Below are 26,577 nucleotides of genomic sequence, written 5' to 3'. Positions count from 1 at the left end.
CAGCCGGGACAGTGTTACATCTTCGCGAGGATGTCCACGGTGAAGACCAGCGTGGAGTCCTTCTTGATGGTGCTGCCCTGCGGCGGCTGGTCACCGTACCCGAGCTTCGGGGGGACGACGACCAGGACGCGACTGCCGACCTTCTTGCCGGTCAGGCCCTGCGCCCAGCCCTTGACGACCTGCGCGAGCTGGAACGAGGCCAGTTCGTTCCTCTTGTACGAGGAGTCGAACTCCTTGCCGTCGGCCCACAGCACGCCCTTGTACTGGCACAGGAGGCTGTCGGTCTCCTTGATCTCGTCGCCGTCGCCCTCGAGGATGTAGTTCGCGACGAGCTTCTTCGGGGCGTCCTTCTTCGGGACGTCGATCGAGGGGGCCTTGCCGTCCGTGTTCGTGCCGACCTTGGGCAGGTCGATGTTGGACTGCGCGACCTCCTTGCCCTTGGCCGAGCTCTTGGCGCTGAAGGTGCCCACCAGGTCGACGACGAAGACCAGCGTGTCGTCGCCCTTGATGCCCGCCTGCTTGTTGCCCTCCGTGCCGTAACCCATCTTCGGCGGGATCGCGAGCTGCACGCGGCTGTCGAGCTTCTTGCCCACGAGCGCCTGGTCCCAGCCGGGGATGACCTGACCGGTGCCGATCGGGAAGACCGTGGGGTTGCCGCGGTCGTACGAGTTGTCGAAGACCTTCGCCGTGGCCCAGATCTGGCCGAGGTAGTTGGCCTGGAGGTAATCGCCCTTCTTCACCTCGGCACCCTTGCCCTCGACCAGGGTCTTGACCGCGAGGTCGGAGGACGGCTTGCCGGGCCCCTTCGCGATGGTCGGCTTCTGGCCGAACTTCGTCCCTTTCGTGATCTCGGGCAGGGGCCCGTCCACGATCTTCGCCGTCGGTGCGGCCGAGGTCGAGTTGGAAGGGGCTGGGCTGTCGCTGGGCTTGGCTTTGTCGGCCTTCTTGTCGTCACCACACCCGGCCAGCGTGAGCAGGCCGGCCGGAACAGCAAGGAGGAGTGAGCGTCGGCGCACGGTGGGGGCCTCGTATCGGTCGATCTTGTCGGTTGGCGTGCGCGCAACTCTACGCATGGAGAAGGGCGCCGTACGAGGAACGTACGGCGCCCCGCGTTGCGTTCCCGCAACGCACCTGCTGTATCCGGGGTTACATCCCGGCGATCAGTTTCTCCACCCGGTCGTCCACCGACCGGAAGGGGTCCTTGCACAACACCGTGCGCTGTGCCTGGTCGTTGAGCTTCAGGTGCACCCAGTCGACCGTGAAGTCGCGGCGCTGCTCCTGGGCCCTGCGGATGAAGTCGCCGCGCAGCCGCGCGCGGGTGGTCTGCGGCGGCACCGACTTGCCCTCGAAGATCTTCAAGTCATTGCAGATGCGGGCGGCTTGCCCCTTCCTCTCCAGGAGGTAGTACAGCCCGCGACGGCGGTGGATGTCGTGATACGCGAGGTCTATCTGCGCGACCCGCGGATGCGACATGGTCATGTTGTTCTTCGCTCGGTACCGCTCGATGAGCTTGTACTTCATGACCCAGTCGATCTCGGTGCCGATGCGGTCGAGGTCCTCGGCCTCGATCGCGTCGAGCGTGCGGCCCCACAGTTCGAGGACCTGCTCGACCGTGCCCGTGCGGATGCCGCGGCGCTCCACGAAGTCCACGGCCTTCTCGTAGTACTCGCGCTGGACCTCGAGGGCGGAGGCCTCGCGGCCGCTGGCCAGACGCACCTTGCGGCGGCCCGTGATGTCGTGGCTGACCTCGCGGATCGCCCGGATCGGGTTCTCCAGGGTCAGGTCGCGCATCACCGTGCCCGCTTCGATCATGCGCAGCACGAGGTCGGTGGCGCCGACCTTCAGGAGCATGGTCGTCTCGGACATGTTCGAGTCACCGACGATGACGTGCAGCCTGCGGTAGCGCTCGGCGTCCGCGTGCGGTTCGTCGCGGGTGTTGATGATCGGCCGGGAGCGGGTGGTCGCGGAGGAGACCCCTTCCCAGATGTGCTCGGCACGCTGGCTGACGCAGTACACGGCGCCGCGTGGAGTCTGCAGCACCTTGCCCGCGCCGCAGAGCAGCTGTCGCGTGACGAGGAAGGGAATGAGGATGTCCGCGAGCCGCGAGAACTCCCCGTGCCGGGCCACCAGATAGTTCTCGTGGCAGCCGTAGGAGTTTCCCGCCGAGTCGGTGTTGTTCTTGAAGAGATAGACGTCGCCCGCGATTCCCTCCTCGTGCAGGCGGCGTTCGGCGTCGACGAGCAGGCCTTCCAGAATGCGCTCGCCCGCCTTGTCGTGCGTGACCAGCTCGGTCACGTTGTCACATTCCGGTGTTGCGTATTCCGGATGTGACCCGACGTCAAGATAGAGGCGGGCGCCGTTCCGCAGAAAGACGTTGCTGCTGCGGCCCCATGAGACAACACGGCGGAAGAGGTAGCGCGCCACCTCGTCAGGAGACAGACGGCGCTGTCCCCTAAACGTGCACGTGACGCCGTACTCATTCTCCAGCCCGAAAATGCGGCGGTCCATGACTGAACATTACGCCTGATGCCCTGCCCTGAAACCGGGTTCGACGGCACCGTTTCGATCATTTTCCGATGAACCCGCAACGACCGCCGAATCAGCGGGCAGTACGAGCACCCGCGCCGTGGCCAGCAGGACAAGCAGCGCGGCGACGCCCGCGCCCCCCGGAACGGCGAAGCCCCACACCGTCCCGCCCCACTCCACGACCGGCCCCGCCACCGCCGTGCCGAGCGACGCGCCGACCGTGAACGTGGTCACGAGCCATGAGAACGCCTCGGTGACGGTGCCCCGCGGCGCGTGCCGGTCCACGATGATGAACGCGCACGCGAGCGCCGGCGCGAGGAAGACTCCGGCGACGGCCGTGAGACCCGTCATGGCGACCGCGCCGGGCGTGAGCGTCAACGGCCAGTAGCAGAGGGCGAGCAGGGCCACCAGGACGGTCAGCCGCCGCTCCGGTACGCCGGCCCACTGCCGCGCCCCGTACACGGAACCGCCGACCAGGGCGCCGAGCCCGAGCGCCGCCATCATCCAGCCGTACACCGCGTCACCGCCGTGCTCGTCCGCGTACGACACCCCCGCGACCGTGATGGAGCCGAGCGCCATGCCGATGAAGAGGAAAGCGCCGAGCAGCGCGATGAGTCCGGGTGAGCGCAGCGCGCCGAGCCAGTGCGCCTCACGGGGCGCCGAGCGCCACGCGCGCGAGGGCTGCGACATCACCACGGAGAGGGCACCAAGAACGCCGATGACGTTCACCACCAGCAGCGCGGCCTGCTCCGACCAGAGCGCGACGCAGGCCGTGACGAGCAACGGCCCGACGGTGAACATGACTTCCTGCGCGATGGCGTCCATGGCGTACGCCCTGTGCACCTGCTCCTCCTTGCCGAGGACGCTGGGCCACAGCGCGCGCAGGCCGCCTTCGAGGGGCGGCGTGAAGAGGCCCGCCACGCCCACCGCGACATACGCGAGGCCAAGCGAATCGGGCCCGGTGAAGGCGAAGGCCGCCATGCCGAGGGCCGAGACGACCGCGGAGGGAAGCTGGATCCACGGCTGCCCGTACAGGTCCACCAGGCGGCCGAGCAGCGGCTGGCCCACCGCGTTGGCCACGCCGTACACCGCGGCGAGGGCGCCGGCCAGGCTGTAGGTCCCGCCCTCGGCGCGGATGAACAGCACGATGGCGATCGCGGCCGTCGCGTTCGGCAGCCGGCCCACCAGGGTGCCCGCGAGCAGCCGCCCGGCGTATCTCGTCCGAAGGATCTCCGCGTATCCGGCAGCCATGCGTCCCGCCCCTCCCGCTGCGCCGACGCGCAGAGGTTTTACGTATAACGTCGAGCGTCATACGTACCATGAGCGCTCACCGCGGGTCCATCCCGATCTCCCCCGCGGCACCGACCTGGGAGGTACCAGTAGTGGCCGGGCCAGAGCAGGAGGCCGCGGGGCCACGCCCCACGAGCCGCGACGTCGCACGCGCCGCCGGGGTCTCCCAGGCCACCGTCTCCCTCGTGTTCGGCGAGAAGTGGCGCGGCCGCGTCGCCGAGCGGACCGCCGAACGCGTCCGGGCCACCGCCCTCGAACTGGGCTACCGCCCCAACCTCGCCGCCCGCAACCTCCGCCTCGGCCGCACCAGGACCGCGCTCCTCGTCGTCCCCGCCCTCACCAACGAGTTCTTCGCCCGCGTCTACACCGGAGCCGCCCGCGTCGCCGCCGAACACGGCTTCGGAGTCGTCCTCTACCCCTCCCCCGAAGGCATCGGCCCCGCCCGCGACCCCTTCGGCTCCAGCCGCGCCGCCCTCGACGGCATCCTCGCGTCCTCCATGGCCTCCGACGCGCTCGCCACCATCCAGGGCGACGCGCTCCCCCTGGTCATGCTCGACAGCGACCCGGCCGACAGCCTCGGCGCCGCCACCGTCAACCTCGACATCGGCGACGGCATGCGCCGGGTGACCGAGCATCTCCTCGCCCTCGGCCACCGCGACTTCCTGCACCTCGCCGCGGGCGTCGACTCCTGGACCTTCGACGTACGCTCCGAGGCCCTCGCCACGGCGCTCAGCGGCACCGACGCGGCCGTACGCACCGTCCGGGCACTCCTCACCGTCGAGGACGCCCGCGCGGCCGCTGAAGCCGCCCTGGCGGCGCCGGGGCCCCGCCCCACGGCGCTCGTCTGCGACGACGACATCCTCGCCGCGGGCGCCTGCAAGGCGGCCCGCCGCCACGGCCTGCGCGTGCCCGAGGACCTCTCGGTGACCGGCTTCGACGACCTCACGCTGGCGACCGCCGTGGAACCCGAACTCACCACCGTGCGGCTCCCGGCGGAGCAGTTCGGCGAACGCGGCATGACCTCCCTGCTCGCCGTCCTCGACGGCCGCACGCCCCGGACCGACACCCTCCCCGTCGAACTGGTGGTCCGCGGCTCGACCGCACCCGCCGCCCGCTAGACATGCGTGTGCCCCGCGTCCCGGCCACAGGGCCGGCACACGGGGCACACGAGAAGCAGGCTCGCCTACTCGTCGTCGGAGTCGGCGTCCGGCTCTTCGTTGTCGGACGCGGCATCCGTGGGGGCCGACGCGCCCCCTTCGAGCAGCCGCGCGAGCTGACGCCCGACGATCCGCTTGAACTTGCGCTGCTGCGGCCGCGTACGGTCGAGGACCGCCACCTCCAGGCGCTCCGCGGGGATCTCCCGCTCGCTGCCGTTCGTGTCGCGGGACAGCGACTGCACGGCCAGCTTCAGTGCCTCCGCCAGCGTCATCCCGTCACGATGGCGCTGATCGAGATACGTGCTGATCTGTTCGGCGTTGCCGCCGACCGCGACCGAGCCGTGCTCGTCCACGATCGAACCGTCGTGCGGCAGCCGGTAGATCTGGTCGCCGTCCGGCGTGGCGCCCACCTCGGCGACGACCAACTCGACCTCGTACGGCTTCTCCGCGTTGCTCGAGAAGATCGTGCCCAGCGTCTGGGCATAGACGTTCGCGAGCCCACGGGCCGTCACATCGTCACGGTCGTACGTGTACCCACGGAGATCGGCGTACCGCACGCCGCCGATCCGCAGATTCTCGTACTCGTTGTACTTGCCGGCGGCCGCGAAGCCGATCCGGTCATAGATCTCGCTGAACTTGTGCAGCGCACGGGACGGGTTCTCGCCGACGAACACGATGCCATCGGCGAACTGCAGCACGACAAGGCTGCGACCGCGGGCGATGCCCTTGCGGGCGTATTCCGCCCGGTCGGCCATGGCCTGCTGGGGTGAGACATAGAACGGCGTCGACACCGGCTATCCGTCCCTTTCTGTCAGTGACTGAAACTGAAGTCAGTGGCGAATACGGATCGATCAGAGCAGCGAGGCCCGCGGGCCGTCGGGCTGCTCAAGACGCCGCTCCAGGATCGAGCGGGCGATCTCGGAGGACTCCTCCTCCGCCAGCCTCCGGAAGCCCTCTTCGGAGATCACGGTGACGATCGGGTAGATCCGGCGGGCGACATCAGGGCCGCCTGTCGCCGAGTCGTCGTCCGCCGCGTCGTACAACGCCTGCACGACGAGCGTCGTCGCCTCCTGCTCCGTCAGATCCTTGCGGTAGAGCTTCTTCATCGCTCCACGCGCGAAGACCGAACCGGAGCCGGTGGCCGCGAAGCCGTGCTCCTCGGAACGGCCGCCCGTGACGTCGTACGAGAAGATGCGCCCCTTCTCGCGGTCCACGTCATACCCCGCGAAGAGCGGGACGACGGCCAGGCCCTGCATGGCCATTCCCAGATTCGACCGGATCATCGTGGAGAGACGGTTCGCCTTGCCCTCCAGGGAAAGCGTGGCGCCCTCGACCTTCTCGAAGTGTTCGAGCTCCAGCTGGAAGAGCTTCACCATCTCCACGGCGAGACCGGCGGTGCCGGCGATGCCGACCGCTGAGTACTCGTCAGCCGGGAAGACCTTCTCGATGTCGCGCTGCGCGATCACGTTGCCCATGGTCGCCCGCCGGTCACCGGCGAGCACCACGCCACCGGGGAACGTCGTCGCCACGATCGTCGTGCCGTGCGGCGCCTCGACGACACCCTGCGTGGGCGGCAACTGCCGGTTGCCCGGCAGGATCTCCGGCTGATGCTCGGACAGAAAGTCCATGAAGGACGAAGAACCAGGCGTCAGGAAGGCAGCTGGTAGACGCCCGGTGCTACGAGTGTTGGCTTCCACGCGTTTCCTTCCAGGTAAGTGACGGCCGGGCGCTGTGCGCCGGGAGCGTGTCCCAACTCGCCGGTGGCCGATTTGCAGTTGAAGCGAATTACGTCTGAAGGGCTGTTCGTCACGGACCCTACCCGCCTCGCGGCGGTGATCCACATGTGCGGTCCAGGACGTTGAGGTGCGTGGCCCGGTACCGCGCCACGCACTCCCCGCGCCGTGTCCGCCGTGCCCTACTGTCCGCCCTTTTGTACGAACGAACGAACGAAGTCCTCGGCATTCTCCTCGAGGACGTCGTCGATCTCGTCCAGGACGGAATCCACGTCATCGCTCAGCTTCTCCTGGCGCTCCTTGAGGTCTTCGGAGCCCTGCGCTTCCTCTGTCTGCTCCTCGACCTCCTCGGTGGAACGCGTCGCCTTCTGCTGTCCGCCGCCGGTGTCCTTGGTCGCCATCTACCTCACCCCGCTCGTTAGGTGCGATGTACTTGATCAGACCCTATAAGCCAGGTCTGACATCGGCCCCGTAGTTACTGCAACGTCCGGGGACCACCTCGATGATTCCCACACGCCGGGTCTTTCAGCCTCCGGAGAGCACCCGGACCAGATCCTCCGCCGTGCGGCAGCGGTCAAGGAGCTCCTTGACGTGGTTCCGCGTGCCGCGCAGCGGCTCCAGTGTGGGCACACGCTGGAGGGAGTCGCGCCCCGGCAGGTCGAAGATGACCGAATCCCACGAGGCCGCGGCCACGTCGTCCGCGTACTGCTCGAGGCAGCGGCCGCGGAAGTACGCGCGTGTGTCCTCCGGAGGCTTGGCCTGGGCGCGCTCGACCTGTGGCTCCTCCAGGAGGCGCTTCATCTTGCCGCGTGCCACCAGGCGGTTGTAGAGGCCCTTGTCGGGCCGTACGTCCGCGTACTGGAGGTCGACCAGGTGCAGTCGTGCCGCGTCCCAGTCGAGGCTGTCACGGCGGCGGTAGCCCTCCATGAGTTCTCGCTTGGCGACCCAGTCGAGCTCTCCGGAGAGGCTCATCGGATCGCTCTCCAGGCGGCCCAGGACGTCTTCCCAGCGGGTCAGCACGTCCTTGGTCTGTTCGTCCGCGTCGGAGCCGTACCGCTCCTCCACGTACTTGCGGGCCAGCTCGAAGTACTCCATCTGGAGCTGGACAGCGGTGAGTGTCCGGCCGCTACGGAGTGTGATCAGGCGCTGGAGCGTCGGATCGTGGGAGACCTGGTGCAGGGTGCGCACGGGCTGGTCGACGGCGAGGTCCACCGCGATGAAGCCGTCCTCGATCATGGCGAGGACCAGCGATGTCGTGCCCAGTTTCAGATACGTCGAGATCTCGGAGAGGTTCGCGTCGCCGATGATGACGTGCAGGCGGCGGTACTTCTCGGCGTCCGAGTGCGGCTCGTCCCGGGTGTTGATGATGGGCCGCTTGAGGGTGGTCTCCAGGCCCACCTCGACCTCGAAGTAGTCCGAGCGCTGGCTGAGCTGGAAGCCGTGCTCGTGGCCGTCCTGGCCGATGCCGACGCGTCCCGCGCCGGTGACGACCTGCCGGGACACGAAGAACGGCGTCAGGTGGCGCACGATGTCCGAGAAGGGGGTCTCCCGCTTCATCAGGTAGTTCTCGTGCGTGCCGTAGGAGGCGCCCTTGTTGTCGGTGTTGTTCTTGTAGAGGTGGATCGGCTGGGCCCCCGGCAGCTGCGCGGCGCGTTCGGCCGCCTCCGCCATGATGCGCTCGCCGGCCTTGTCCCACAGGACGGCGTCCCAGGGGTTGGTGACCTCGGGTGAGCTGTACTCGGGGTGCGCGTGGTCCACGTAGAGGCGCGCCCCGTTGGTGAGGATCACGTTGGCGAGGCCGATGTCCTCATCGGTGAGCTGACTGGCGTCGGCGGTCTCACGGGCGAGGTCAAAGCCCCGCGCGTCCCGCAGGGGGTTCTCCTCCTCGAAGTCCCAGCGGGCGCGTCGCGCCCGGTGCATCGCCGCGGCGTAGGCGTTGACGATCTGGGACGAGGTGAGCATGGCATTGGCGTTCGGGTGGCCGGGGACGGAGATGCCGTACTCCGTCTCGATGCCCATTACTCGCCGTACGGTCATGCGGCCCTCCTTGCCCGGCGGCGCTCCCCTCCGGGAACGGCGCTCAAGTACCGCTGGTTCTCCGGTGCGTGTGCGGTGCCCGTCCCCGCACTGCGCGACTCGGCGGTACCGAAGAGCCTAGAGCGCCTTTGCGCTGGTGGGGAGATCATTGCCTTCATTGAAAAACAGACGGCTGCGGGTACCCACGAAGGACACCCGCAGCCGTCCTGTCTTCTACAGGTACTGACCGGTGTTGGCCACCGTGTCGATGGAGCGTCCGGTGTCCGCGCCCTGCTTTCCGGTGACGAGCGTACGGATGTAGACGATCCGTTCGCCCTTCTTGCCGGAGATGCGGGCCCAGTCGTCCGGGTTGGTGGTGTTGGGCAGGTCCTCGTTCTCCTTGAACTCGTCGATGCAAGCCTGCAGGAGGTGGGAGACCCTGATGCCCTTCTGGTTGGCGTCGAGGAAGGCCTTGATGGCCATCTTCTTGGCGCGGCCGACGATGTTCTCGATCATGGCGCCGGAGTTGAAGTCCTTGAAGTACAGGACTTCCTTGTCGCCGTTGGCGTACGTCACCTCGAGGAAGCGGTTCTCCTCGGATTCCGCGTACATCTGCTCCACGACGGACTGGATCATGCCGTCCACGGTGGTGCGCCGGTCGGCGCCGTGTTCGGCGAGGTCGTCCGCGTGCAGCGGGAGCCGCTCGGTGAGGTACTTGGCGAAGATGTCCTTGGCCGCCTGGGCGTCCGGGCGCTCGATCTTGATCTTCACGTCGAGTCGTCCGGGGCGCAGGATCGCCGGGTCGATCATGTCCTCACGGTTGGAGGCACCGATGACGATGACGTTCTCCAGGCCTTCCACGCCGTCGATCTCGGCGAGCAGCTGGGGGACGATGGTGTTCTCCACGTCCGAGCTGACACCGGATCCGCGGGTGCGGAAGAGGGATTCCATCTCGTCGAAGAAGACGATGACGGGGGTGCCCTCGCTCGCCTTCTCCCTCGCACGCTGGAAGACCAGGCGGATGTGACGCTCGGTCTCGCCGACGTACTTGTTGAGGAGCTCGGGACCCTTGATGTTGAGGAAGTAGCTCTTCCCCGACGCCTGTCCGGTCACCTCGGCGACCTTCTTGGCAAGGGAGTTGGCGACGGCCTTCGCGATGAGCGTCTTGCCGCAGCCGGGGGGCCCGTACAGCAGGACGCCCTTGGGCGGCCGCAGTTCGTGCTCCCTGAAGAGGTCCGGGTAGAGGTAGGGCAGTTCGACCGCGTCGCGGATCAGCTCGATCTGGTTGCCCAGGCCGCCGATCTGCTCGTAGCCGATGTCCGGTACCTCTTCGAGGACGAGCTCTTCGACCTCGCTCTTGGGAACCACTTCGTAGACGTAGCCGGAGCGGGGTTCGAGCAGGAGTGCGTCACCGGGGCGGATGGTGACGTCGAGGAGTGGTTCGGCGAGCCGGACCACCCGCTCCTCGTCGGTGTGCCCGACCACCAGGGCGCGCTCGCCGTCCTCGAGGATCTCCTTGAGGGTGACGATGTCTCCCACGCTCTCGTACTCCATGGCCTCGACCACGTTGAGCGCTTCGTTGAGCATTACTTCCTGGCCACGCCTGAGCTCTTCGAGCTCCACGCCGGGGCTGACGTTCACCCGGAGCTTGCGGCCCCCGGTGAAGATGTCCGCCGTGCCGTCCTCGTTCGCCACGAGGAAGACTCCGAAGCCGGCCGGCGGCTGCGCGAGCCGGTCGACCTCTTCCTTGAGGGCCACGATCTGGTCGCGGGCCTCACGGAGCGTGTTGGCGAGCCGCTCGTTCTGTGCGGACACGCCCGCCAGATTGGTCTGCAGCTCGACGATCCGCTCTTCGAGAATCCTCGTATGACGCGGAGAGTCGGCGAGCTTGCGTCGCAGGACGGCGATTTCCTGCTCGAGATAGGCAACCTGACCGGCGGGGTCCTCAGACCCTCGCCCCGGCCGGATGCCGCGGTTGATGTCGTCGTCGTGGGCTGCCACGGTCCTCACCTCCTCCAAGGGGAGCTGGACGCTTCCAGACCCTACCTGGGTGGGTGTCGATTGAAACCCCTAGATCACAAAGACGGTAGAGGTGTGTCCGATCTTCACCCTTGCGCTCTCCCTCACGTCAGGTCATTACCCACCCAACAACATCGGAAAGCGGGCGGTTGTATCGTCGAAGCGTTCAACACCCGTCAGGGCTGGCCCGACTTGCTGCAAAGTCGGCTCACTCGGCGTGACGACCGGCAGGAGAGATGACCGTGGGAGACAAGGCCGGTACCGGCTCCGAGAGCCGTGATCCACTGGAGGTCTGGATCGACCAGGACCTCTGCACCGGCGACGGCATCTGTGCGCAGTACGCGCCTGAGGTCTTCGAGCTGGACATCGACGGACTGGCCTATGTGAAGAGCGGCGACGACGAGCTGTTGCAGGCTCCGGGCGCCACAACGCCCGTTCCGTTGCCGCTTCTGCGTGACGTGGTCGACTCGGCGAAGGAGTGCCCGGGCGACTGCATTCACGTGCGCCGCGTTTCGGACAGGGTCGAGGTCTACGGCCCCGACGCGGCCTGAGGCCGCCGACCGCGCGAACTGACGCATGGACAAGGGCCTGTGCCCGCCGCTGGACGGCGGGCACAGGCCCTTGTTCGGCGTGAACCGTCACACGGTGTGCGCCTCGGCCGGCGTGGACCGCTCGAACGTGCCGTCTTTCCATTGCCACTTGGCCGCGTCCTCGATGTCGGGGCAGCAGCTGGGCACGTTCGGCGCGGAGTAGCCGAGGAGTGTCGCGGTGATCACACCGTCACGCACGGCGAAGTCGCTGACGTTCTGGCGGTCCTTCGGGTCGACGAGGGTGGCGACGACGCGGGGCTTGCCCTGCGTGGGGCGGGTGATGACGTACACGCCGTCGGGGGGTGTGCCCGAGCCGGCGGCGCAGTGCACCACGGCGACGGTCTCGGGCCTGCCGTCCCCGTCGAGGTCTCCGGAGGCCTTCTTCTTGACCACGGGTTTCACCTTGCCGCAGGCGAGGGGGAACGTGACGGTGGCCGGATCCGGTGCGGTCGCGGGCGGCGCGGGGGCCGCGGCGGTCTTGCCGGACGGCTCGGAGCTCGGCTGGGCGGCGGTCGCGGGGTCGGGCTGCAGGAACGACGAGCCGGCGATGACGGCGGCGAGCGCGGCCGCGGTGGCCAGCCAGTGGATGGGGCGGGTGGTGTTGTGTGCCAGTTCCGGGACGGCGGGGTGCTGCACTAGGAGTGTCTCCTGTGAGGGCTGTGCCGGTGGGGGAGGTGGCCAGCATCGTGCCATACCTCACAGTGCGGCGGAACACCGGGGTCGGCGTGTTCCGGAACGGAAAGGCGCCGCCGCCGAGTTCCCCGGTCTTCGGAAGGAACTCGGCGGCGGCGCCTGTGCGTTCAGCGGTGGTACGCGCGTGCCTGCGGCGGCGGGGCGGTCAGCGCTCCGCGCGGGGTGTGCCGCCGTCGGCGTTCGGGCCGGTGTAGTCGTCGCCGTAGGCGCCCTTGGAGGGGCGGCGGCGGCGCATGGGCGGCTCGACGCCGTCCGCGAGACGGCGGGCGGTGAGCAGGAAGCCGGTGTGGCCGATCATGCGGTGATCGGGGCGGACGGCCAGGCCCTCGACGTGCCAGTTGCGGATCATCGACTCCCAGGCGGTCGGCTCGTTGAAGCCGCCGATCTCGCGGATGGACTCGACGGTCCGTGCGAGCTGGGTGGTGGTCGCGACGTAGCAGCAGAGGATGCCGCCGGGGACGAGCGCCTTGGAGACGACGTCCAGGCACTCCCAGGGGGCGAGCATGTCGAGGATGACGCGGTCGACGTCCGTGTCGCTCAGGTTGTCCTGGAGGTCGCCGACGGTGAGCTGCCAGGCGGGGTGCGGGGCGCCGAAGTAGCGCTCCACGTTCTGCTGGGCGATCTCGGCGAAGTCCTCGCGGCGCTCGTACGAGTGCAGCATTCCCTCGTCGCCGATGGCGCGCAGGAGGAAGCTGCTGAGCGAGCCGGAGCCCACGCCCGCCTCGACGACGCGCGCGCCGGGGAAGATGTCGGCGAAGGCCAGGATCTGCCCCGCGTCCTTGGGGTAGACCACGGCGGCGCCGCGGGGCATGGACAGGACATAGTCGGGGAGCAGGGGGCGCAGCGCGAGGTAGGCGACGTTCCCCGTGGTGCGGACAACGCTGCCCTCGGGAGCGCCGATCAGCTCGTCGTGGGGGAAGGAACCCTTGTGGGTGTGGAAGTTCTTCCCGGCCTCGAGCGTGAACGTGTAGTGGCGGCCCTTGGGGTCGGTCAGCTGAACCTGGTCCCCGACCTTGAAGGGCCCGCGTCGGCGGGCGGCACCGGTCGGTTCGGACATGTGACCAGCCTACCGGGCCGTTCGGGGGCCGCCGACCAGGGTGGCGAGGTCAGCTGGGGCGGGCCATCGCCTTGACGAAGGCGCGCTCCACGTCGGCGGCGGACAGCACCCCGTAGATCTCGCCGGAGGCCTCGACCACGAGGTACTCGGTGGCGGGAGTCGCCCGGAGGGTGTCCAGGAGTTCCTCGCCGGCCAGCTCCGCGGAGATCCGCATGCCTTCGGTGATGTCCTGGGCGAGGCCGCTGACGGTGACCCAGGGGCGGCGGTGCTCGGGCACGCCGACGATGGCCGCCTCGCGGACCACCGACATGGGGTCGCCGTCGGCGTCGACCACGACGAGGGCGCGGGCCCCGGAGGCGTTGGCGCGGCGCAGCGCCTCGGAGAGCGGGGTGTCCGACTCGACGGGGACGGCGCGGCGGGTCAGGGCGCGGGCGCGGAGCTCGGGCAGGTGTTCGCGCAGGCGGGCCATGCGCAGGCTGTTTCCGGCGCCGGTCCAGATGATCGCGGCGAGGATCGCGGCGAGGAGGGCGTCGGTGACGGTGTCCATGCCGCCGATGTCCTGGCTCTCGCCGCCGAGGGCGCCGGACTGGTTGAGCAGGGGCAGGCCGATCAGGACGGAGATGGCGAGCGCGCGGCCGACCCAGGCCGCGGCGATGGTGCCGCTCATGGGCTTGCCGGTGATCTTCCAGACGACGGCGCGGAGCATGCGGCCGCCGTCCAGGGGCAGGCCGGGCAGGAGGTTGAAGGCGGCGACGATGAGGTTCGAGATCATCAGCCCGGCGAGCAGGACGCCGGGTACGGTGCCGGGCTCCACGAGGCGCATGGCCCCGTAGAAGACGCCCGAGAGGACGAGGGAGAGCAGCGGGCCCACGAAGGCGAGGACGAACTCGCGTCCGGGGGTCTCGGACTCCTTCTCGATCTCCGAGACGCCGCCGAAGAACTGCAGCTGGATGCGGCGCACGGGCAGCTTGTAGCGCAGGGCGACGACGGTGTGCGCCAGTTCGTGCACGAGCACCGAGGCGTAGAAGGCGACGGCGAAGAAGAGCGAGACCAGGTAGCGGGCGGCGCCGAGTTCGGGCAGGACGCGGTCGAGCTGGCCGCCGAAGACCCAGGTGATGAGGGCGGCGACGAGGAACCAGCTCGGCGCCACGTACACGGGCACGCCGAAGGGCCGTCCCATCAGGAGCCCTCCCCCGGGGCCCTTCTTGCCCTGGGGCGGGGTGGCCTTGGGGGCGGGGCCGTGGGTGGCGTGCGCGAACTCGGGGTGCGTGTCGCGCGGGGGCTTCCCGGGCGTGTCGTGCGGGGTCTTGGTGAGGCGGTCGGCGGGGCGCGCGGGTTCGGCCGCGGGGCGCGGTGCTTCCACGGGCTCGGGCGCCCGCGGTGTCGTCGCCTCGCCCGTCCGGGCCGGGGCGGTGTCCTCGGTGCCGCCGCTCCCGGCGGTGTCCGCGGCCGTGTCCACCGGACGTGACGATTCCGGGTGGCCGGAGTCTTCCGCGGCGCCCGGTCGTCGGCCGTCCGTGCCGTCGGATCGCGGCCTGCCGCTCCCGCCGCTCTCGTCCACGATGTCCCCTCGTTCGAAGCGTCCCTCGCCCCTGCCCGGCGCGGTACACGCACGATCATGCAGGGCGAGAGGGTCTGTCGTCGATGGTATGCGGCCGTTGTCAGTGGCGGGTCGTAGGGTCTGTCCCTATGGAAACCAGCACCGACGGTGTCGTGACGGCCGTGCGTCCGGCGTCCCTGTCGCCCTCGCGCGCCAGTGACTTCATGCAGTGTCCGCTGCTCTACCGGTTCCGGGTCATCGACAAGCTGCCGGAGAAGCCGAGCGAGGCGGCGACCCGCGGCACGCTGGTGCACGCCGTCCTGGAGCGGCTCTTCGACGCGCCCGCGGGCGAGCGGACGGCGTCGAGCGCCAAGTCGCTGATCCCGGGCCAGTGGGACCGTCTGCGCGAGGCCAAGCCGGAGCTGACGGAGCTGTTCGCGGGCGACGAGCGGGGTGAGCGGCTCGCGCGCTGGCTGGCGGACGCGGAGAAGCTCGTCGAGCGGTGGTTCACCCTGGAGGACCCCACCCGTCTCGAGCCCGCCGAGCGGGAGCTGTTCGTGCAGGCGGAGCTGGAGTCCGGCCTGAAGCTGCGCGGCATCATCGACCGCGTGGACGTGGCGCCCACCGGCGAGGTGCGGATCGTCGACTACAAGACGGGCAAGGCGCCCCGCCCGGAGTATGCGGAGGGCGCCCTCTTCCAGATGAAGTTCTACGCCCTGGTGGTGTGGCGGCTGAAGGGCGTGGTCCCGCGCCGCCTCCAGCTCGTCTATCTGGGCAGCGGCGACGTCATCACGTACGACCCCAGGACCGAGGACCTCGAGCAGGTCGAGCGGAAGCTGCACGCGCTGTGGGAGGCGATCACGCTCGCCACCGAGACGGGTGACTGGCGCCCGAGGCCGACGAAGCTCTGCGGCTGGTGCGACCACCAGGCCGTATGTCCGGAATTCGGCGGGACTCCCCCGCCGTACCCCCTTGCGGTGAGGGTGCCCGAGTCCGAGGAGGACGCGCAGGGCAGAATGGCCCCGGGCTAGCGAAGGAGAGTTACGTGGCGATCCGTGTCCTACTGGTCGACGACCAGCCACTGCTGCGCACGGGATTCCGGATGATTCTGGAGGCCGAGCAGGACGTCGCGGTCGTCGGCGAGGCCGGGGACGGCCTGCAGGCTCTCGACCAGGTGCGGGCGCTGCAGCCCGATGTGGTCCTGATGGACATCCGTATGCCGCGGATGGACGGCGTCGAGGCGACCCGGCAGATCACCGGTCCTGGCCGGGACGGTCCCGCGAAGGTCCTGGTCCTGACCACCTTCGACCTCGACGAGTACGTGGTGGAGGCGCTGCGCGCGGGGGCCAGTGGTTTCCTGCTCAAGGACGCCCCGGCGAACGAGCTGGTGCAGGCGATCCGCGTGGTCGCGTCGGGTGAGGCGATGCTCGCGCCGAGCATCACCCGCAGGCTCCTCGACAAGTACGCCGGGCATCTCCCGTCGGGCGACGAGCCGGTGCCGGACACCTTGCACACGCTCACCGAGCGGGAGGTCGAGGTCCTCAAGCTGGTGGCGCGCGGCCTGTCGAACGCGGAGATCGCCGCCGATCTGTTCGTGAGCGAGACGACGGTCAAGACGCATGTGGGCCATGTGCTCACGAAGCTCGGCCTGCGCGACCGCGTGCAGGCCGCCGTGTACGCGTACGAGAGCGGTCTGGTGCGCCCCGGCGCCCAGTGACGGCGACGCGGACAGACGCGTGAAGGCGGCCGCCCCCGAGAGGGGCGGCCGCCTTCACGCTTGTGTGTCCGTGGGATCAGGCCTTGCTGAGTTCCCAGAAGCGGAACACCGTCGACGCGTCGAGGCACGACTCCACGCCGTACACGTCGTCACGGATGACCGCGTACTGCTTGGCCTGCCAGACCGGCAGGATCGGCAGCTCGTCGGCGACGGTCTCCTGGAGCTCGGCGTAGTCCTCGTCGGTCTTGGTGCGGTCGGTCTCGGCGGCGGTGCCGGGGATGATCTTCCCGGTGATGTCGCTGTTCTCGTAGCCGTTGCCCAGGACGTTGCCCTTGCCGAAGAACGGCTGGGTGAAGTTGTCCGGGTCCGGGTAGTCCGGCACCCAGCCCTTGACGTACACGCCGTACTTGCCGGACTTGATGTCCCGCTCGTACTGGCCGAATTCGACCGACTTCACGTCGGCGTCGAAGAGGCCGCTCGCGTTGAGCTGCTTGGCGATCGCCTTCAGCTCCTGGTCGGTCGAGGGGCCGTAGCGCGAGGGCGTGGACCAGAGCGTGAGCTTGACCTTGCCGCTGACGCCCTCCTCGCGCAGGGCCGCCGCGGCCTTGGAGCGCTGCGGGCGGGCGCCGTAGGTGTCGAAGAAGGCGGTGTTGTGGCCGCCGATCCCGGCCGGGACGATCGAGTACAGCGGCGTCGCCGTGTCCCGGTAGACGTCCTTGACCAGGGCGTCGCGGTCGAGCAGGTAGGCCATGGCCTTGCGCACGCCCAGCTTGCCCGCGACCGGGTCCTTCATGTTGAAGACCAGGTGCTGCACCTCGGCGCTGGTGCCCTCGACGACGTCGATGTTCTGGCTCGCGTCGGAGGTGTCGGCCTCGATGTCGGCGATGTCGGAGGCGGCGAGGCCTCGGTACGCGATGTCGATCTTGTCGTCCAGGAGCGCCTTCTTCAGGCCCTTCTGGTCGTCGTGGAAGAACTTGAGCGTGACGCCCTTGTTCTTCACCTTGGCGGTGCCCTTGTAGTCGGGGTTGACCGAGAACACCGCCTGCTCCTTGTTGAAGGAGTCGAGCTTGTACGGTCCCGAACCCGTGGCCTCGTCACCGCCGCGCAGGGAGTTCATGTCGTACGACGCGTGGTCGACGATGGAACCGGCGCCGGAAGCGATCTTGCTGGGGAAGGTCGCGTCGGCGTACTTGAGCTTGAAGACGACCTTCTTGGCGCTGGGGGTCTCGACGCGGTCAAGCATCGGGAACATGATCGCGGGGCCGTCGTCGTCGTTGATCTTCATCATGCGGTCGAAGGAGAACTTGACGTCCTTCGAGGTCAGCGCGTTGCCGTTGCTGAACTTCAGACCGTCCCGCAGCGTGCACTCGAAGACTCTGGTCTCCGTGTCGGTGAAGCCGCACTCCTTGGCGGCCTCGGGCTCCGGCTCCGTGCCCCCGTTGGGGAAGCTCATCAGGGACTGGAAGACGTTGTTGAACAGGAGCCACGACCCGGGGTCGTAGCCGGACGCCGGGTCGGTGGCCAGGACGTCGTCCGACATCCCCATCACCACGGATTCGCCGTCTTCCCCCGCTCCACCCGTTTCCGTGCCGCAGCCGGTCAGCAGAGCCGCGGCCAGCCCTCCCGAGAGGGGAAGGGCCAGCCACTGGTTACGCAAATTCACGAACGTGCCTTGTCGTTGATGTCATTCGGTGGAGCGAAGCCCGGCGGTCTTGTGTGCCGGCGTGCGCGGAGGTCAGCCGCTCACACCGCGGCCGAGCTCCCACAGCTGCAGGTTCGAGGACGAGTTGAGGGCCCACTCGACGCCCGTGATGTCGTCGCGGGCAGCGATGTACTGCTTGCCCTGCCAGAGCGGCAGCACCGGCACGTCCTCGGCGACGATGTCCTGGATCTTCTTGATGCTCTTGGAGGCGGTGAGCCGGTCCGCCTCACGGCGCGAGTGCGGGAGCAGCTCGTCGTTGATGGTCCTGTTCACGTACGGCGAGCCGAGGATGTTGTCCTTGTCGAGGAACGGCGTGAGGAAGTTGTCGGCGTCGGGGAAGTCCGGGAACCAGCCCATCCCGTAGACGTCGTACGCGCCCTTCTGCTCGGCGGGGCGGAAGGTGTTCCAGGCCGTGCCCTTGATCGACACGTCGAACAGGCCGCTCTCGTTGAGCTGCTTGCGCAGGAGCTCGAACTCCTTCTTGGTGCCCGGGCCGTAGTGGTCCGTCGTGTAGTGCAGGGTGAGCTTCACCGGCGTGCTGATGTCGGCCTTCTGCAGCAGGGAGCGGGCCTTGGAGGGGCTCGGGTCGCCGTACTGGTTGAAGAACGAGTTGGTGTGGCCCGTGATCGTGGCGGGCACCAGGGAGTAGAGCGGCTCGGCGGCGTCGCCGTAGACGCCGGTCGCGAGGGCGCCGCGGTCGACGACCTGCGCCATGGCCTGGCGGACCGCCTTGGACTTGACGGTCGTGGCGTCCGTGTTGAAGCCGAGGTAGCGGATCTCCAGGCCGGGCGTCTCGACCAGCTCGATGTCGTTGCCCGGGTCCTCGTCGAGCTGCTTGATCTGCTCGGGCGACATGGTGCGCGTCATCATGTCGATGTCGCCGCTCTTGAGCGCCTCGCCCATGGAGTCGGTGGACTCGTAGGTGCGCATCTCGATCTTGTCGCTCTTGGGCTTGTACGCACCCTTGTAGTGGGGGTTCTTGGAGAACACCGTCTTGACGAGGTCGTTGCCGTCGACCTCTTGCTTGGCGGTGTAGGGGCCGGAGCCGTCCAGGTCGAAGCCGTCGCGCAGCTTGTTCTTGGCGTAGTGCTCCGAGCTGACGATGCCCGCGATGGGCGTGGCCAGCTTGTACGGGAACGTCGCGTCGGGGCTCTTGAGGTGGAAGACGACGCCCCGGTCGCCCTCGGTCTCGATCGCGTCGATGTTGGACACCATGCCGGCCGAACCGCTGGGGTCCTTGATCTTGATGTCCCGCACCCGCTCGATGGAGAACTTCACATCGGTGGCGGTCAGCGGCTTGCCGTCGGAGAACTTCAGGCCCTTGCGCAGAGTGCACTCGTAGCGCTCGTTGCCGGTGTCGGTGAAGCCGCACTTCTCGGCCGCGTCGGGCTCGGGGTCTCCGCCGCCGCGCGGGGCGGCCATCAGCGTCTGGACCGTCTGGCGCACGACGTTCCAGGAACCCGCGTCGTAGGCGTACGCGGGGTCGAAGGGGGCCGGGATCTCGGGTGAGGTGGAGAACCGGTCCGTGGTGCCGACGGCGATCGCGTCGTCTCCCCCACCGTCGCCCGCCCCACCACAGGCCGCGAGCGCGAGAGCGAGCAGACCTATGACGGCCGGCAGCACCAAAGTCTTACGGTTCATGCTCGACGTTCTCCAGAGCTGTTGGTCCCGTCCGGACCGACAGCGAGGGGTGGGGTCAGCCGGTCCGTGGGGGCAGGGCGATGTTCTCGCGATGACATTAGTCCGCGCCGCCAGGAGGGCTGGAAGGGACCGGAGTTGACCCTCAATCACGCAGCGAAACCGGGCGCGGACACACCGATAACCCAACACGGGAAGGTTTCGTGAGGTTCCCCTCAATCAGGACACAACGCCACTCGACAACTCGCCCAAATCGGAGGTCCGGCACAGCTCTGACCAGCTGTCGACCACCCGGAGAGTGGGAAAGGTCACATCTTCAACCGTTCAGCGCTTTTCGGCCATCAATCCTTGCAGGAAAGGCAGGTCGACGTGTTCGAGTGACGGCACGATGGTCCTGCCCGAGGCCGGTGCGATGGGCGCGACCGAAGGTACGGCCACCACTCGGCAGCCCGCGGCCTCGGCCGCCGCCACGCCGGTCGCGGTGTCCTCGATGACGGCACATCTGGCCGGTTCCGCCCCAACCCCCGCCGCCGCGAGGAGGTACGGGTCCGGGTGCGGCTTGGTCCGGGTCACCTCGTCGCCCGCGACGGTGAGCGTGAAGTGGTGGGCGCCGATCGAGTCGAGTACGCGGTCGATGATGCGCCGGTGCGACGCGGAGACCAGCGCCATGGGCACCTCGTGCGCGGCGAGCTCGGCCAGGAGTCTGGCGGCGCCCGGCATCAGCGGCAGGGCGCGGCCGATGCGGTCCTCGAAGCCGTCGTTGAGCAGCACGGTCAGCTCGGGGACGGTGATGTCGGCGCCCGTGGAGGCGATGAGGAAGGCGGCGCTGCGCGTCATGGGGCCGCCGACGACGACGTCCCGCCAGGCTTCGTCGAGTGTGTGTCCGAGTGCGGCGAACACCTCGACCTCCGCGTCCCACCAGAACCCCTCGGTGTCCACGAGTGTTCCGTCCATGTCGAGGAGCACCGCCTGCAGGGCGGAGCCTTCGGCCGTTCGGGTACCGAGCGCGGGAACCGTACTGGTCATCCGGGCACACCTCCATGAGGGACGAAGAGGCCGGCTGCCCCCTCTGACGGGAGGGCAACCGGCCTGCACTGGACCGACAAGTGTACGACTTGTCCGCTCAGCGCGCGTTGAAGTATTTCGCCTCGGGGTGGTGGATGACGATCGCGTCCGTGGACTGCTCCGGGTGGAGCTGGAACTCCTCGGAGAGCTGCACGCCGATCCGCTCCGGCTCCAGGAGCTCGGCGATCTTGGCGCGGTCCTCCAGGTCGGGGCAGGCCCCGTAGCCGAGCGAGAAGCGCGCGCCGCGGTACTTCAGGTCGAACATGTCCTCCACGTCGGCGGGGTCCTCGCCGCCGAAGCCGAGCTCGGCGCGCACCCGCGCGTGCCAGTACTCGGCGAGCGCCTCGGCCAACTGCACGGACAGGCCGTGCAGTTCGAGGTAGTCGCGGTAGGAGTCGGCGGCGAAGAGCTCGGCCGTCGCCTCGCCGATCCTGGAGCCGACGGTGACGACCTGGAGGCCGACCACGTCGATCTCGCCGGACTCCTCGGGGCGGAAGAAGTCCGCCAGGCACAGGCGCCGGCCACGGCGCTGGCGCGGGAAGGTGAAGCGGGTGCGCTCGTTGCCCTGGTCGTCCAGGATGATCAGGTCGTCGCCCTTGGAGACGCACGGGAAGTAGCCGTGCACGACAGCCGCCTCCAGCATGTTCTTGGTGTGCAGCTCGTCCAGCCAGCCGCGCAGCCGGGGCCGCCCCTCGCTCTCCACCAGCTCCTCGTACGAGGGTCCGTCGCCGGTCCTGGCCTGCTTGAGGCCCCACTGCCCCTTGAACAGGGCGCCCTCGTCGAGCCAGGAGGCGTACTCCTTGAGCTGGATGCCCTTGATGACGCGGGTGCCCCAGAACGGCGGGGTCGGGACGGGGTTGTCGGTGGAGACGTCCGAGCGGGCGGGGCCCTCGTCCTCGGTGGTCTCCAGGACGGGCGTGTCCTTCTTGGCCACCCGGCGCTGCTTCAGTTCCGGCAGGGTGGCGCCGGGGACACCGCGCTTGACCGCGATGAGGGCGTCCATCAGGCGCAGGCCCTCGAAGGCGTCGCGGGCGTAGCGGACCTCGCCCTCGTAGATCTCGTGCAGGTCCTGTTCGACGTAGGCGCGGGTGAGGGCGGCGCCGCCCAGGATGACCGGGAAGTCGGCGGCCATCTTGCGCTGGTTGAGCTCCTCCAGGTTCTCCTTCATGATCACGGTGGACTTGACCAGGAGACCGGACATGCCGATGACGTCCGCGCGGTGCTCGGCCGCGGCGTCCAGGATCGCGGCCACCGGCTGCTTGATGCCGAGGTTGACCACGTTGTAGCCGTTGTTGGACAAGATGATGTCCACGAGGTTCTTGCCGATGTCGTGGACGTCGCCGCGGACGGTGGCCAGGACGATGGTGCCCTTGCCCTCGGAGTCCGACTTCTCCATGTGCGGCTCCAGGTGCGCGACCGCGGTCTTCATCACCTCGGCGGACTGCAGCACGAACGGCAGCTGCATCTGGCCGGAGCCAAACAGCTCGCCGACGACCTTCATGCCCTCCAGCAGGGTGTCGTTGACGATGTCCAGGGCGGGACGCGTCTGCAGGGCCTCGTCCAGGTCGGCGTCCAGGCCGTTCTTCTCGCCGTCGATGATGCGCCGCTGCAGGCGCTCGTCCAGCGGCAGGGCCATGAGCTCCTCGGCCTTGCCCGCCTTCATGGACTTCATGTTGACGCCCTCGAAGAGCTCCATGAGCTTCTGCAGGGGGTCGTAGCCCTCTTCGCGGCGGTCGTAGATCAGGTCGTGGGCGACCTTGACCTGCTCCTCCTCAAGGCGCGCGATGGGCAGGATCTTGGAGGCGTGCACGATCGCCGAGTCCAGGCCCGCCTTGACGCACTCGTCCAGGAAGACGGAGTTCAGGACGACACGGGCGGCCGGGTTCAGACCGAAGGAGATGTTGGACAGGCCCAGGGTGGTCTGCACGTCCGGGTGGCGGCGCTTGAGCTCACGGATCGCCTCGATGGTCGCGATGCCGTCCTTGCGCGACTCCTCCTGACCGGTGCAGATGGTGAACGTCAGGCAGTCGATGAGGATGTCCGACTCGTGAATGCCCCAGTTCCCCGTCAGATCCTCGATCAGGCGTTCGGCGATGGCGACCTTGTGCTCGGCGGTGCGGGCCTGGCCCTCCTCGTCGATGGTCAGCGCGATCAGCGCCGCGCCGTGCTCCTTGGCCAGCGCGGTGACCTTCGCGAAGCGGGACTCGGGGCCGTCCCCGTCCTCGTAGTTCACCGAGTTGATGACCGCGCGGCCACCCAGCTTCTCCAACCCCGCCTGGATGACCGGCAGTTCGGTGGAGTCCAGCACGATGGGCAGCGTGGAGGCGGTCGCGAAACGCCCCGCCAGCTCCTCCATGTCCGCGACACCGTCACGGCCGACGTAGTCGACGCACAGGTCGAGCATGTGCGCGCCCTCGCGGATCTGGTCGCGCGCCATCTCCACGCAGTCGTCCCAGCGGCCCTCCAGCATGGCCTCACGGAACTTCTTCGACCCGTTGGCATTCGTGCGCTCGCCGATGGCCAGGTAGGAGGTGTCCTGGCGGAAGGGCACCGTCTGGTAGAGCGAGGCGGCGCCCGGCTCGGGGCGCGGCTCACGGCGGACCGTCTCCACCCCGCGCACCCGCTCCACGACCTGACGCAGATGCTCGGGCGTGGTGCCGCAGCAGCCGCCCACCAGGGACAGGCCGTACTCGCGCACGAAGTTCTCCTGCGCATCTGCCAGCTCCCCCGCGCTCAGCGGGTAGTGCGCGCCGTCCTTGCCCAGGACCGGCAGGCCCGCGTTGGGCATGCAGGAGATCGGCACCCGCGAGTGGCGGGCGAGATAGCGCAGGTGCTCGCTCATCTCCGCCGGGCCCGTCGCACAGTTCAGGCCGATCATGTCGATGCCCAGCGGCTCAAGGGCGGTCAGCGCCGCGCCGATCTCCGAGCCCAGCAGCATCGTGCCGGTCGTCTCCACGGTGACCGAACAGATCAGCGGGAGGTTCGCGCCGGTGGCCTCCAGGGCGCGGCGGGCACCCAGGATCGCCGCCTTGGTCTGCAGCAGGTCCTGCGTGGTCTCCACCAGCAGCGCGTCCGCACCGCCCGCGATCATGCCCTCGGCGTTGGTCTGGTAGGCGTCCCGCAGCACCGTGTACGGGGCGTGGCCCAGGGTCGGCAGCTTGGTGCCCGGACCCATCGAGCCGAGCACCCAGCGCTGCTGGCCGGTCGAGGCGGTGAACTCGTCGGCGACCTCGCGGGCGATGCGCGCGCCGGCCTCGGACAGCTCGAAGTTCCGCTCGGTGATGTCGTACTCGCTCAGAGCCGCGAAGTTCGTGCCGAACGTGTTCGTCTCCACACAGTCGACACCGACCGCGAAGTACTCCTCGTGCACCGAGCGGACGATGTCCGGGCGGGTCACGTTCAAGATCTCGTTGCAGCCCTCGAGCTGCTGGAAGTCGTCGAGGGTGGGGTCCTGCGCCTGCAGCATCGTGCCCATCGCGCCATCGGCCACCACCACACGGGTGGCGAGGGCTTCGCGGAAGGCATCGACTCGGGCTCGGTTCGAGAGATTCGAGGAACCGGACGAGGGGGTCGGCAACGAGGCCATGAAAGAGCTCCCTGAGGTGCGACGGCTGTCGGCTTTGCGCTTCGGAGGAAGGCGCACTCGGTCAGGGTAACGGGACGAAGGTCCACAGCGTGCGAGTGTTCACGAGGCGGACGCCCCGGCGGGTCCGCCCTTCTCGGGGGTGTGGCGCGGCGCACGGCGGGGAACCGCGAGAATCCTGCGGAGAGCCGACGAGAACCGGCCGGAAACACAGCCTGCCGCTCTGTCGCGGGAGGTCGACAACGACCGATAGTGTTCAGCATTGTCGAACGTTGGAGTCACAGGGGACGGAGGAAGGGGCTGCGATGGCACGGAACATCCAGTCGCTCGAGCGGGCGGCCGCGATGCTGCGGCTGCTCGCGGGCGGAGAGCGACGGCTCGGCCTCTCGGAGATCGCGTCCGCCCTGGGCCTTGCCAAGGGCACGGCCCACGGCATTCTGCGCACCCTCCAGGCAGAGGGCTTCGTCGAGCAGGAGTCGGCATCGGGCCGCTATCAGCTCGGCGCCGAGCTCCTGCGCCTGGGCAACAGCTATCTCGACGTGCACGAGCTGCGGGCCCGCGCCCTGGTGTGGACGGACGACCTGGCCCGGTCCAGCGGCGAGAGCGTCTACCTCGGCGTCCTGCACCAGCAGGGCGTGCTGATCGTGCACCACGTCTTCCGGCCCGACGACAGCCGCCAGGTCCTGGAGGTCGGCGCGATGCAGCCGCTGCACTCCACGGCCCTGGGCAAGGTGCTCGCCGCCTACGACCCGGTGGCGCACAGCGAGGCAGCCGAGGCCGAGGCCGACCGGCAGACCTTCACCACGCGCACCGTCGTGGACCCCGAGGCCTTTGAGAGCGCCCTCGACCTGACCCGCGCGCGGGGCTATGCCGCCGACGTCGAGGAGACGTGGGAGGGCATCGCCTCCGTGGCCGCCCCCATTCACGACCGGCGCCGCATGCCGGTGGGCGCGGTCGGCATCACCGGCGCGGTGGAGCGGGTCCAGAAGGACGGGGAGCTGCGCCCCGATCTGATCGCGGCCGTACGGGACTGTGCCCGCGCCGTGTCGCGCGATCTGGGCGCCGGCCGCTTCTAGGCCTGCCCGCCGAGGGTTTCCCAAGGGTTCCCGCCCGTTGCTTCACGCCCTGCCGTGCCCCCTGCTCAACATGCAGGGGGCACTCTTCTGCGCGAACATCGTTGAACGACGTTTCACCCGGTGGCGACCCCTGTCAGCACCGATAACCCGAAACGATCAATAACGATCGTGTTTTCAATAACAGAACTCTTGACGGGCAAGTAACGCCGGGGTGAGACTCGCGTCCATCGGTCGGCATTGTCGAACACCTACCGGCATTACGCGCTAGAGTGTGACAAGGCCAAGGGCCGGCAACGACCTCACCTGAGGTCGCGGACCACCGGAGGGACCCGGGGTTCGCCTTCCCCTGGACGAAGGACAAAGGAGTCGCGGGTGTCCAGCTCCGACATCTTCATCGGCGAGACCATCGGTACCGCCATACTCATCCTGCTCGGCGGTGGCGTCTGCGCCGCCGTCACGCTCAAGGCCTCCAAGGCCAAGGACGCCGGCTGGCTCGCGATCACCTTCGGGTGGGGCTTCGCGGTGCTCACCGGCGCCTACCTGGCGGGTGGCGTGTCAGGCGCCCACCTCAACCCGGCGGTCACCGTCGGTCTCGCCATCGAGGGCGGCACCAAGTGGGGCGACGTTCCGCTCTACCTCGGCTCGCAGCTCCTCGGCGCGATCATCGGCGCGATCCTGGTCTGGCTCACGTACCTGGGCCAGTTCAAGGCGCACCTCACCGACCCGGCGATCCTCGCCGCGCAGCCGGTGGACGAGGGCCTCGTCGACCAGAAGGCCGCGCCCAAGGCCGGCCCCGTGCTCGGCGTCTTCTCGACCGGTCCGGAGATCCGGAACTACGCGCAGAACGTGCTGACCGAGATCATCGCCACCGTCGTGCTGGTCCTCGCGATCCTCACCCAGGGCCTGAACGACAACGGCAACGGCATCGGCGTCCTCGGTGCGCTGATCACCGCGCTCGTCGTGGTCGGCATCGGCCTCTCGCTCGGTGGCCCCACCGGCTACGCGATCAACCCGGTCCGTGACCTGGGTCCGCGCATCGTGCACTCCCTGCTCCCGCTGCCCAACAAGGGCGGCTCGGACTGGACGTACGCATGGGTGCCGATCGTCGGCCCGCTGATCGGCGGCGCCATCGCGGGCGGTATCTACAACATCGCGTTCAAGTAGGACCGCGACAG

The 26,577-nt window shown here is 68.7% G+C and carries 21 protein-coding genes and 1 pseudogene; 6 read left to right on the top strand and 16 right to left on the bottom strand.

The genetic code is table 11. The features are described 5' to 3' along the window. Positions 1–14: 14 nt before the first annotated feature. The 3 genes from ACWFRU_RS26475 to ACWFRU_RS26465 all read right to left on the bottom strand — a co-directional run bounded on the left by ACWFRU_RS26475 (position 15) and on the right by ACWFRU_RS26465 (position 3,777). Positions 15–1,016, bottom strand: coding sequence for an FKBP-type peptidyl-prolyl cis-trans isomerase (locus ACWFRU_RS26475; RefSeq protein ID WP_453690736.1), 1,002 nt, complete (start codon positions 1,014–1,016; stop codon positions 15–17). Positions 1,017–1,146: 130 nt separating this feature from the next. Beyond that, positions 1,147–2,508, bottom strand: coding sequence for a Pup--protein ligase (pafA, locus tag ACWFRU_RS26470; RefSeq protein WP_135334215.1), 1,362 nt, complete (start codon positions 2,506–2,508; stop codon positions 1,147–1,149). A 9-nt stretch (positions 2,509–2,517) separates the two neighbouring features. After that, positions 2,518–3,777: an MFS transporter gene (locus ACWFRU_RS26465; RefSeq protein WP_453690654.1), complete on the bottom strand. Its 1,260-nt coding sequence runs from the start codon at positions 3,775–3,777 to the stop codon at positions 2,518–2,520. Positions 3,778–3,845: 68 nt separating this feature from the next. On the opposite strand from ACWFRU_RS26465, the gene ACWFRU_RS26460 reads away from it, so the two are divergent. Further along, positions 3,846–4,934: a LacI family DNA-binding transcriptional regulator gene (locus tag ACWFRU_RS26460; RefSeq protein WP_453690653.1), complete on the top strand. Its 1,089-nt coding sequence runs from the start codon at positions 3,846–3,848 to the stop codon at positions 4,932–4,934. 65 nt (positions 4,935–4,999) lie between these two features. On the opposite strand, the gene prcA is transcribed toward ACWFRU_RS26460, so the two are convergent. The 6 genes and pseudogenes from prcA to arc all read right to left on the bottom strand — a co-directional run bounded on the left by prcA (position 5,000) and on the right by arc (position 10,723). Then, complete coding sequence (gene prcA, locus ACWFRU_RS26455; protein WP_453690652.1) at positions 5,000–5,764, bottom strand: proteasome subunit alpha; 765 nt, start codon at positions 5,762–5,764, stop codon at positions 5,000–5,002. 60 nt (positions 5,765–5,824) lie between these two features. Further along, complete coding sequence (gene prcB, locus ACWFRU_RS26450) at positions 5,825–6,670, bottom strand: proteasome subunit beta (RefSeq protein ID WP_453690651.1); 846 nt, start codon at positions 6,668–6,670, stop codon at positions 5,825–5,827. Next, a pseudogene (locus ACWFRU_RS26445) lies at positions 6,622–6,817 on the bottom strand (endonuclease VII domain-containing protein); the annotation flags it as partial. The pseudogene ACWFRU_RS26445 and the gene prcB, both read right to left, overlap by 49 nt. Positions 6,818–6,888: 71 nt before the next feature. Then, the gene (locus ACWFRU_RS26440) at positions 6,889–7,107 is read right to left on the bottom strand and encodes a ubiquitin-like protein Pup (RefSeq protein WP_249590985.1); all 219 of its coding nucleotides are present in this window, start codon (positions 7,105–7,107) and stop codon (positions 6,889–6,891) included. A 124-nt stretch (positions 7,108–7,231) separates the two neighbouring features. Further along, the gene (gene dop, locus ACWFRU_RS26435) at positions 7,232–8,743 is read right to left on the bottom strand and encodes a depupylase/deamidase Dop (RefSeq protein ID WP_365820895.1); all 1,512 of its coding nucleotides are present in this window, start codon (positions 8,741–8,743) and stop codon (positions 7,232–7,234) included. 213 nt (positions 8,744–8,956) lie between these two features. Further along, complete coding sequence (gene arc, locus ACWFRU_RS26430; protein ID WP_453690650.1) at positions 8,957–10,723, bottom strand: proteasome ATPase; 1,767 nt, start codon at positions 10,721–10,723, stop codon at positions 8,957–8,959. A gap of 254 nt (positions 10,724–10,977) precedes the next feature. On the opposite strand from arc, the gene ACWFRU_RS26425 reads away from it, so the two are divergent. Next, a complete protein-coding gene (locus ACWFRU_RS26425; protein WP_367040204.1) occupies positions 10,978–11,292 on the top strand; it encodes a ferredoxin in 315 nt (104 codons plus the stop codon). Positions 11,293–11,379: 87 nt separating this feature from the next. Here the strand turns inward: ACWFRU_RS26425 and ACWFRU_RS26420 are convergent, their stop codons facing one another. From ACWFRU_RS26420 to ACWFRU_RS26410, 3 genes are all read right to left on the bottom strand, one after another. Then, a complete protein-coding gene (locus ACWFRU_RS26420) occupies positions 11,380–11,967 on the bottom strand; it encodes a hypothetical protein (protein ID WP_453690649.1) in 588 nt (195 codons plus the stop codon). Positions 11,968–12,169: 202 nt separating this feature from the next. Further along, positions 12,170–13,081: a tRNA (adenine-N1)-methyltransferase gene (locus ACWFRU_RS26415; protein WP_249590980.1), complete on the bottom strand. Its 912-nt coding sequence runs from the start codon at positions 13,079–13,081 to the stop codon at positions 12,170–12,172. A gap of 49 nt (positions 13,082–13,130) precedes the next feature. Then, a complete protein-coding gene (locus tag ACWFRU_RS26410) occupies positions 13,131–14,642 on the bottom strand; it encodes a site-2 protease family protein (protein ID WP_453690648.1) in 1,512 nt (503 codons plus the stop codon). A 128-nt stretch (positions 14,643–14,770) separates the two neighbouring features. Between ACWFRU_RS26410 and ACWFRU_RS26405 the strand changes: the two genes are divergently transcribed. After that, a complete protein-coding gene (locus tag ACWFRU_RS26405; protein ID WP_453690647.1) occupies positions 14,771–15,652 on the top strand; it encodes a RecB family exonuclease in 882 nt (293 codons plus the stop codon). Between the two features lie 14 nt (positions 15,653–15,666). Continuing rightward, positions 15,667–16,338 carry a response regulator gene (locus tag ACWFRU_RS26400; RefSeq protein ID WP_135332738.1) on the top strand — a complete coding sequence of 224 codons (672 nt, stop codon included), beginning with the start codon at positions 15,667–15,669 and terminating at the stop codon, positions 16,336–16,338. 76 nt (positions 16,339–16,414) lie between these two features. Here the strand turns inward: ACWFRU_RS26400 and ACWFRU_RS26395 are convergent, their stop codons facing one another. The 4 genes from ACWFRU_RS26395 to metH form a co-directional block, all read right to left on the bottom strand. Further along, entirely contained in the window at positions 16,415–18,001 is a 1,587-nt protein-coding gene (locus ACWFRU_RS26395; RefSeq protein ID WP_453690646.1) for an ABC transporter substrate-binding protein, read from the bottom strand. 72 nt (positions 18,002–18,073) lie between these two features. After that, positions 18,074–19,681, bottom strand: coding sequence for an ABC transporter substrate-binding protein (locus ACWFRU_RS26390; RefSeq protein WP_453690645.1), 1,608 nt, complete (start codon positions 19,679–19,681; stop codon positions 18,074–18,076). 321 nt (positions 19,682–20,002) lie between these two features. Further along, positions 20,003–20,704 (bottom strand): HAD-IA family hydrolase, encoded by a 702-nt coding sequence (locus tag ACWFRU_RS26385; protein WP_453690644.1) that lies wholly within the window; start codon positions 20,702–20,704, stop codon positions 20,003–20,005. A gap of 97 nt (positions 20,705–20,801) precedes the next feature. Continuing rightward, complete coding sequence (gene metH / locus ACWFRU_RS26380) at positions 20,802–24,329, bottom strand: methionine synthase (RefSeq protein WP_453690643.1); 3,528 nt, start codon at positions 24,327–24,329, stop codon at positions 20,802–20,804. Positions 24,330–24,631: 302 nt separating this feature from the next. Between metH and ACWFRU_RS26375 the strand changes: the two genes are divergently transcribed. Together ACWFRU_RS26375 and ACWFRU_RS26370 are read left to right on the top strand one after the other, a co-directional pair. Then, a complete protein-coding gene (locus ACWFRU_RS26375) occupies positions 24,632–25,402 on the top strand; it encodes an IclR family transcriptional regulator (protein WP_453690642.1) in 771 nt (256 codons plus the stop codon). 372 nt (positions 25,403–25,774) lie between these two features. Beyond that, positions 25,775–26,566 (top strand): MIP/aquaporin family protein, encoded by a 792-nt coding sequence (locus ACWFRU_RS26370; RefSeq protein WP_453690641.1) that lies wholly within the window; start codon positions 25,775–25,777, stop codon positions 26,564–26,566. The last annotated feature ends 11 nt before the right edge of the window (positions 26,567–26,577 follow it).

This window comes from Streptomyces sp. NPDC055099, from assembly GCF_053607685.1.
Note: the sequence above shows the minus strand (reverse complement) of the source record. Positions and strands in the feature narration are given on the sequence as shown.

Bases quoted from the DNA above. Each gene is read 5' to 3' on its own strand.
- ACWFRU_RS26415 (WP_249590980.1), bottom strand. From the start codon at position 13,081: ATGTCCGAACCGACCGGTGCCGCCCGCCGACGCGGGCCCTTCAAGGTC.
- dop (WP_365820895.1), bottom strand. From the start codon at position 8,743: ATGACCGTACGGCGAGTAATGGGCATCGAGACGGAGTACGGCATCTCC.
- metH (WP_453690643.1), bottom strand. From the start codon at position 24,329: ATGGCCTCGTTGCCGACCCCCTCGTCCGGTTCCTCGAATCTCTCGAAC.
- ACWFRU_RS26425 (WP_367040204.1), top strand. From the start codon at position 10,978: ATGACCGTGGGAGACAAGGCCGGTACCGGCTCCGAGAGCCGTGATCCA.
- ACWFRU_RS26440 (WP_249590985.1), bottom strand. From the start codon at position 7,107: ATGGCGACCAAGGACACCGGCGGCGGACAGCAGAAGGCGACGCGTTCC.
- ACWFRU_RS26465 (WP_453690654.1), bottom strand. From the start codon at position 3,777: ATGGCTGCCGGATACGCGGAGATCCTTCGGACGAGATACGCCGGGCGG.
- ACWFRU_RS26405 (WP_453690647.1), top strand. From the start codon at position 14,771: ATGGAAACCAGCACCGACGGTGTCGTGACGGCCGTGCGTCCGGCGTCC.
- ACWFRU_RS26385 (WP_453690644.1), bottom strand. From the start codon at position 20,704: ATGACCAGTACGGTTCCCGCGCTCGGTACCCGAACGGCCGAAGGCTCC.
- ACWFRU_RS26375 (WP_453690642.1), top strand. From the start codon at position 24,632: ATGGCACGGAACATCCAGTCGCTCGAGCGGGCGGCCGCGATGCTGCGG.
- pafA (WP_135334215.1), bottom strand. From the start codon at position 2,508: ATGGACCGCCGCATTTTCGGGCTGGAGAATGAGTACGGCGTCACGTGC.
- ACWFRU_RS26460 (WP_453690653.1), top strand. From the start codon at position 3,846: ATGAGCGCTCACCGCGGGTCCATCCCGATCTCCCCCGCGGCACCGACC.
- ACWFRU_RS26390 (WP_453690645.1), bottom strand. From the start codon at position 19,681: ATGAACCGTAAGACTTTGGTGCTGCCGGCCGTCATAGGTCTGCTCGCT.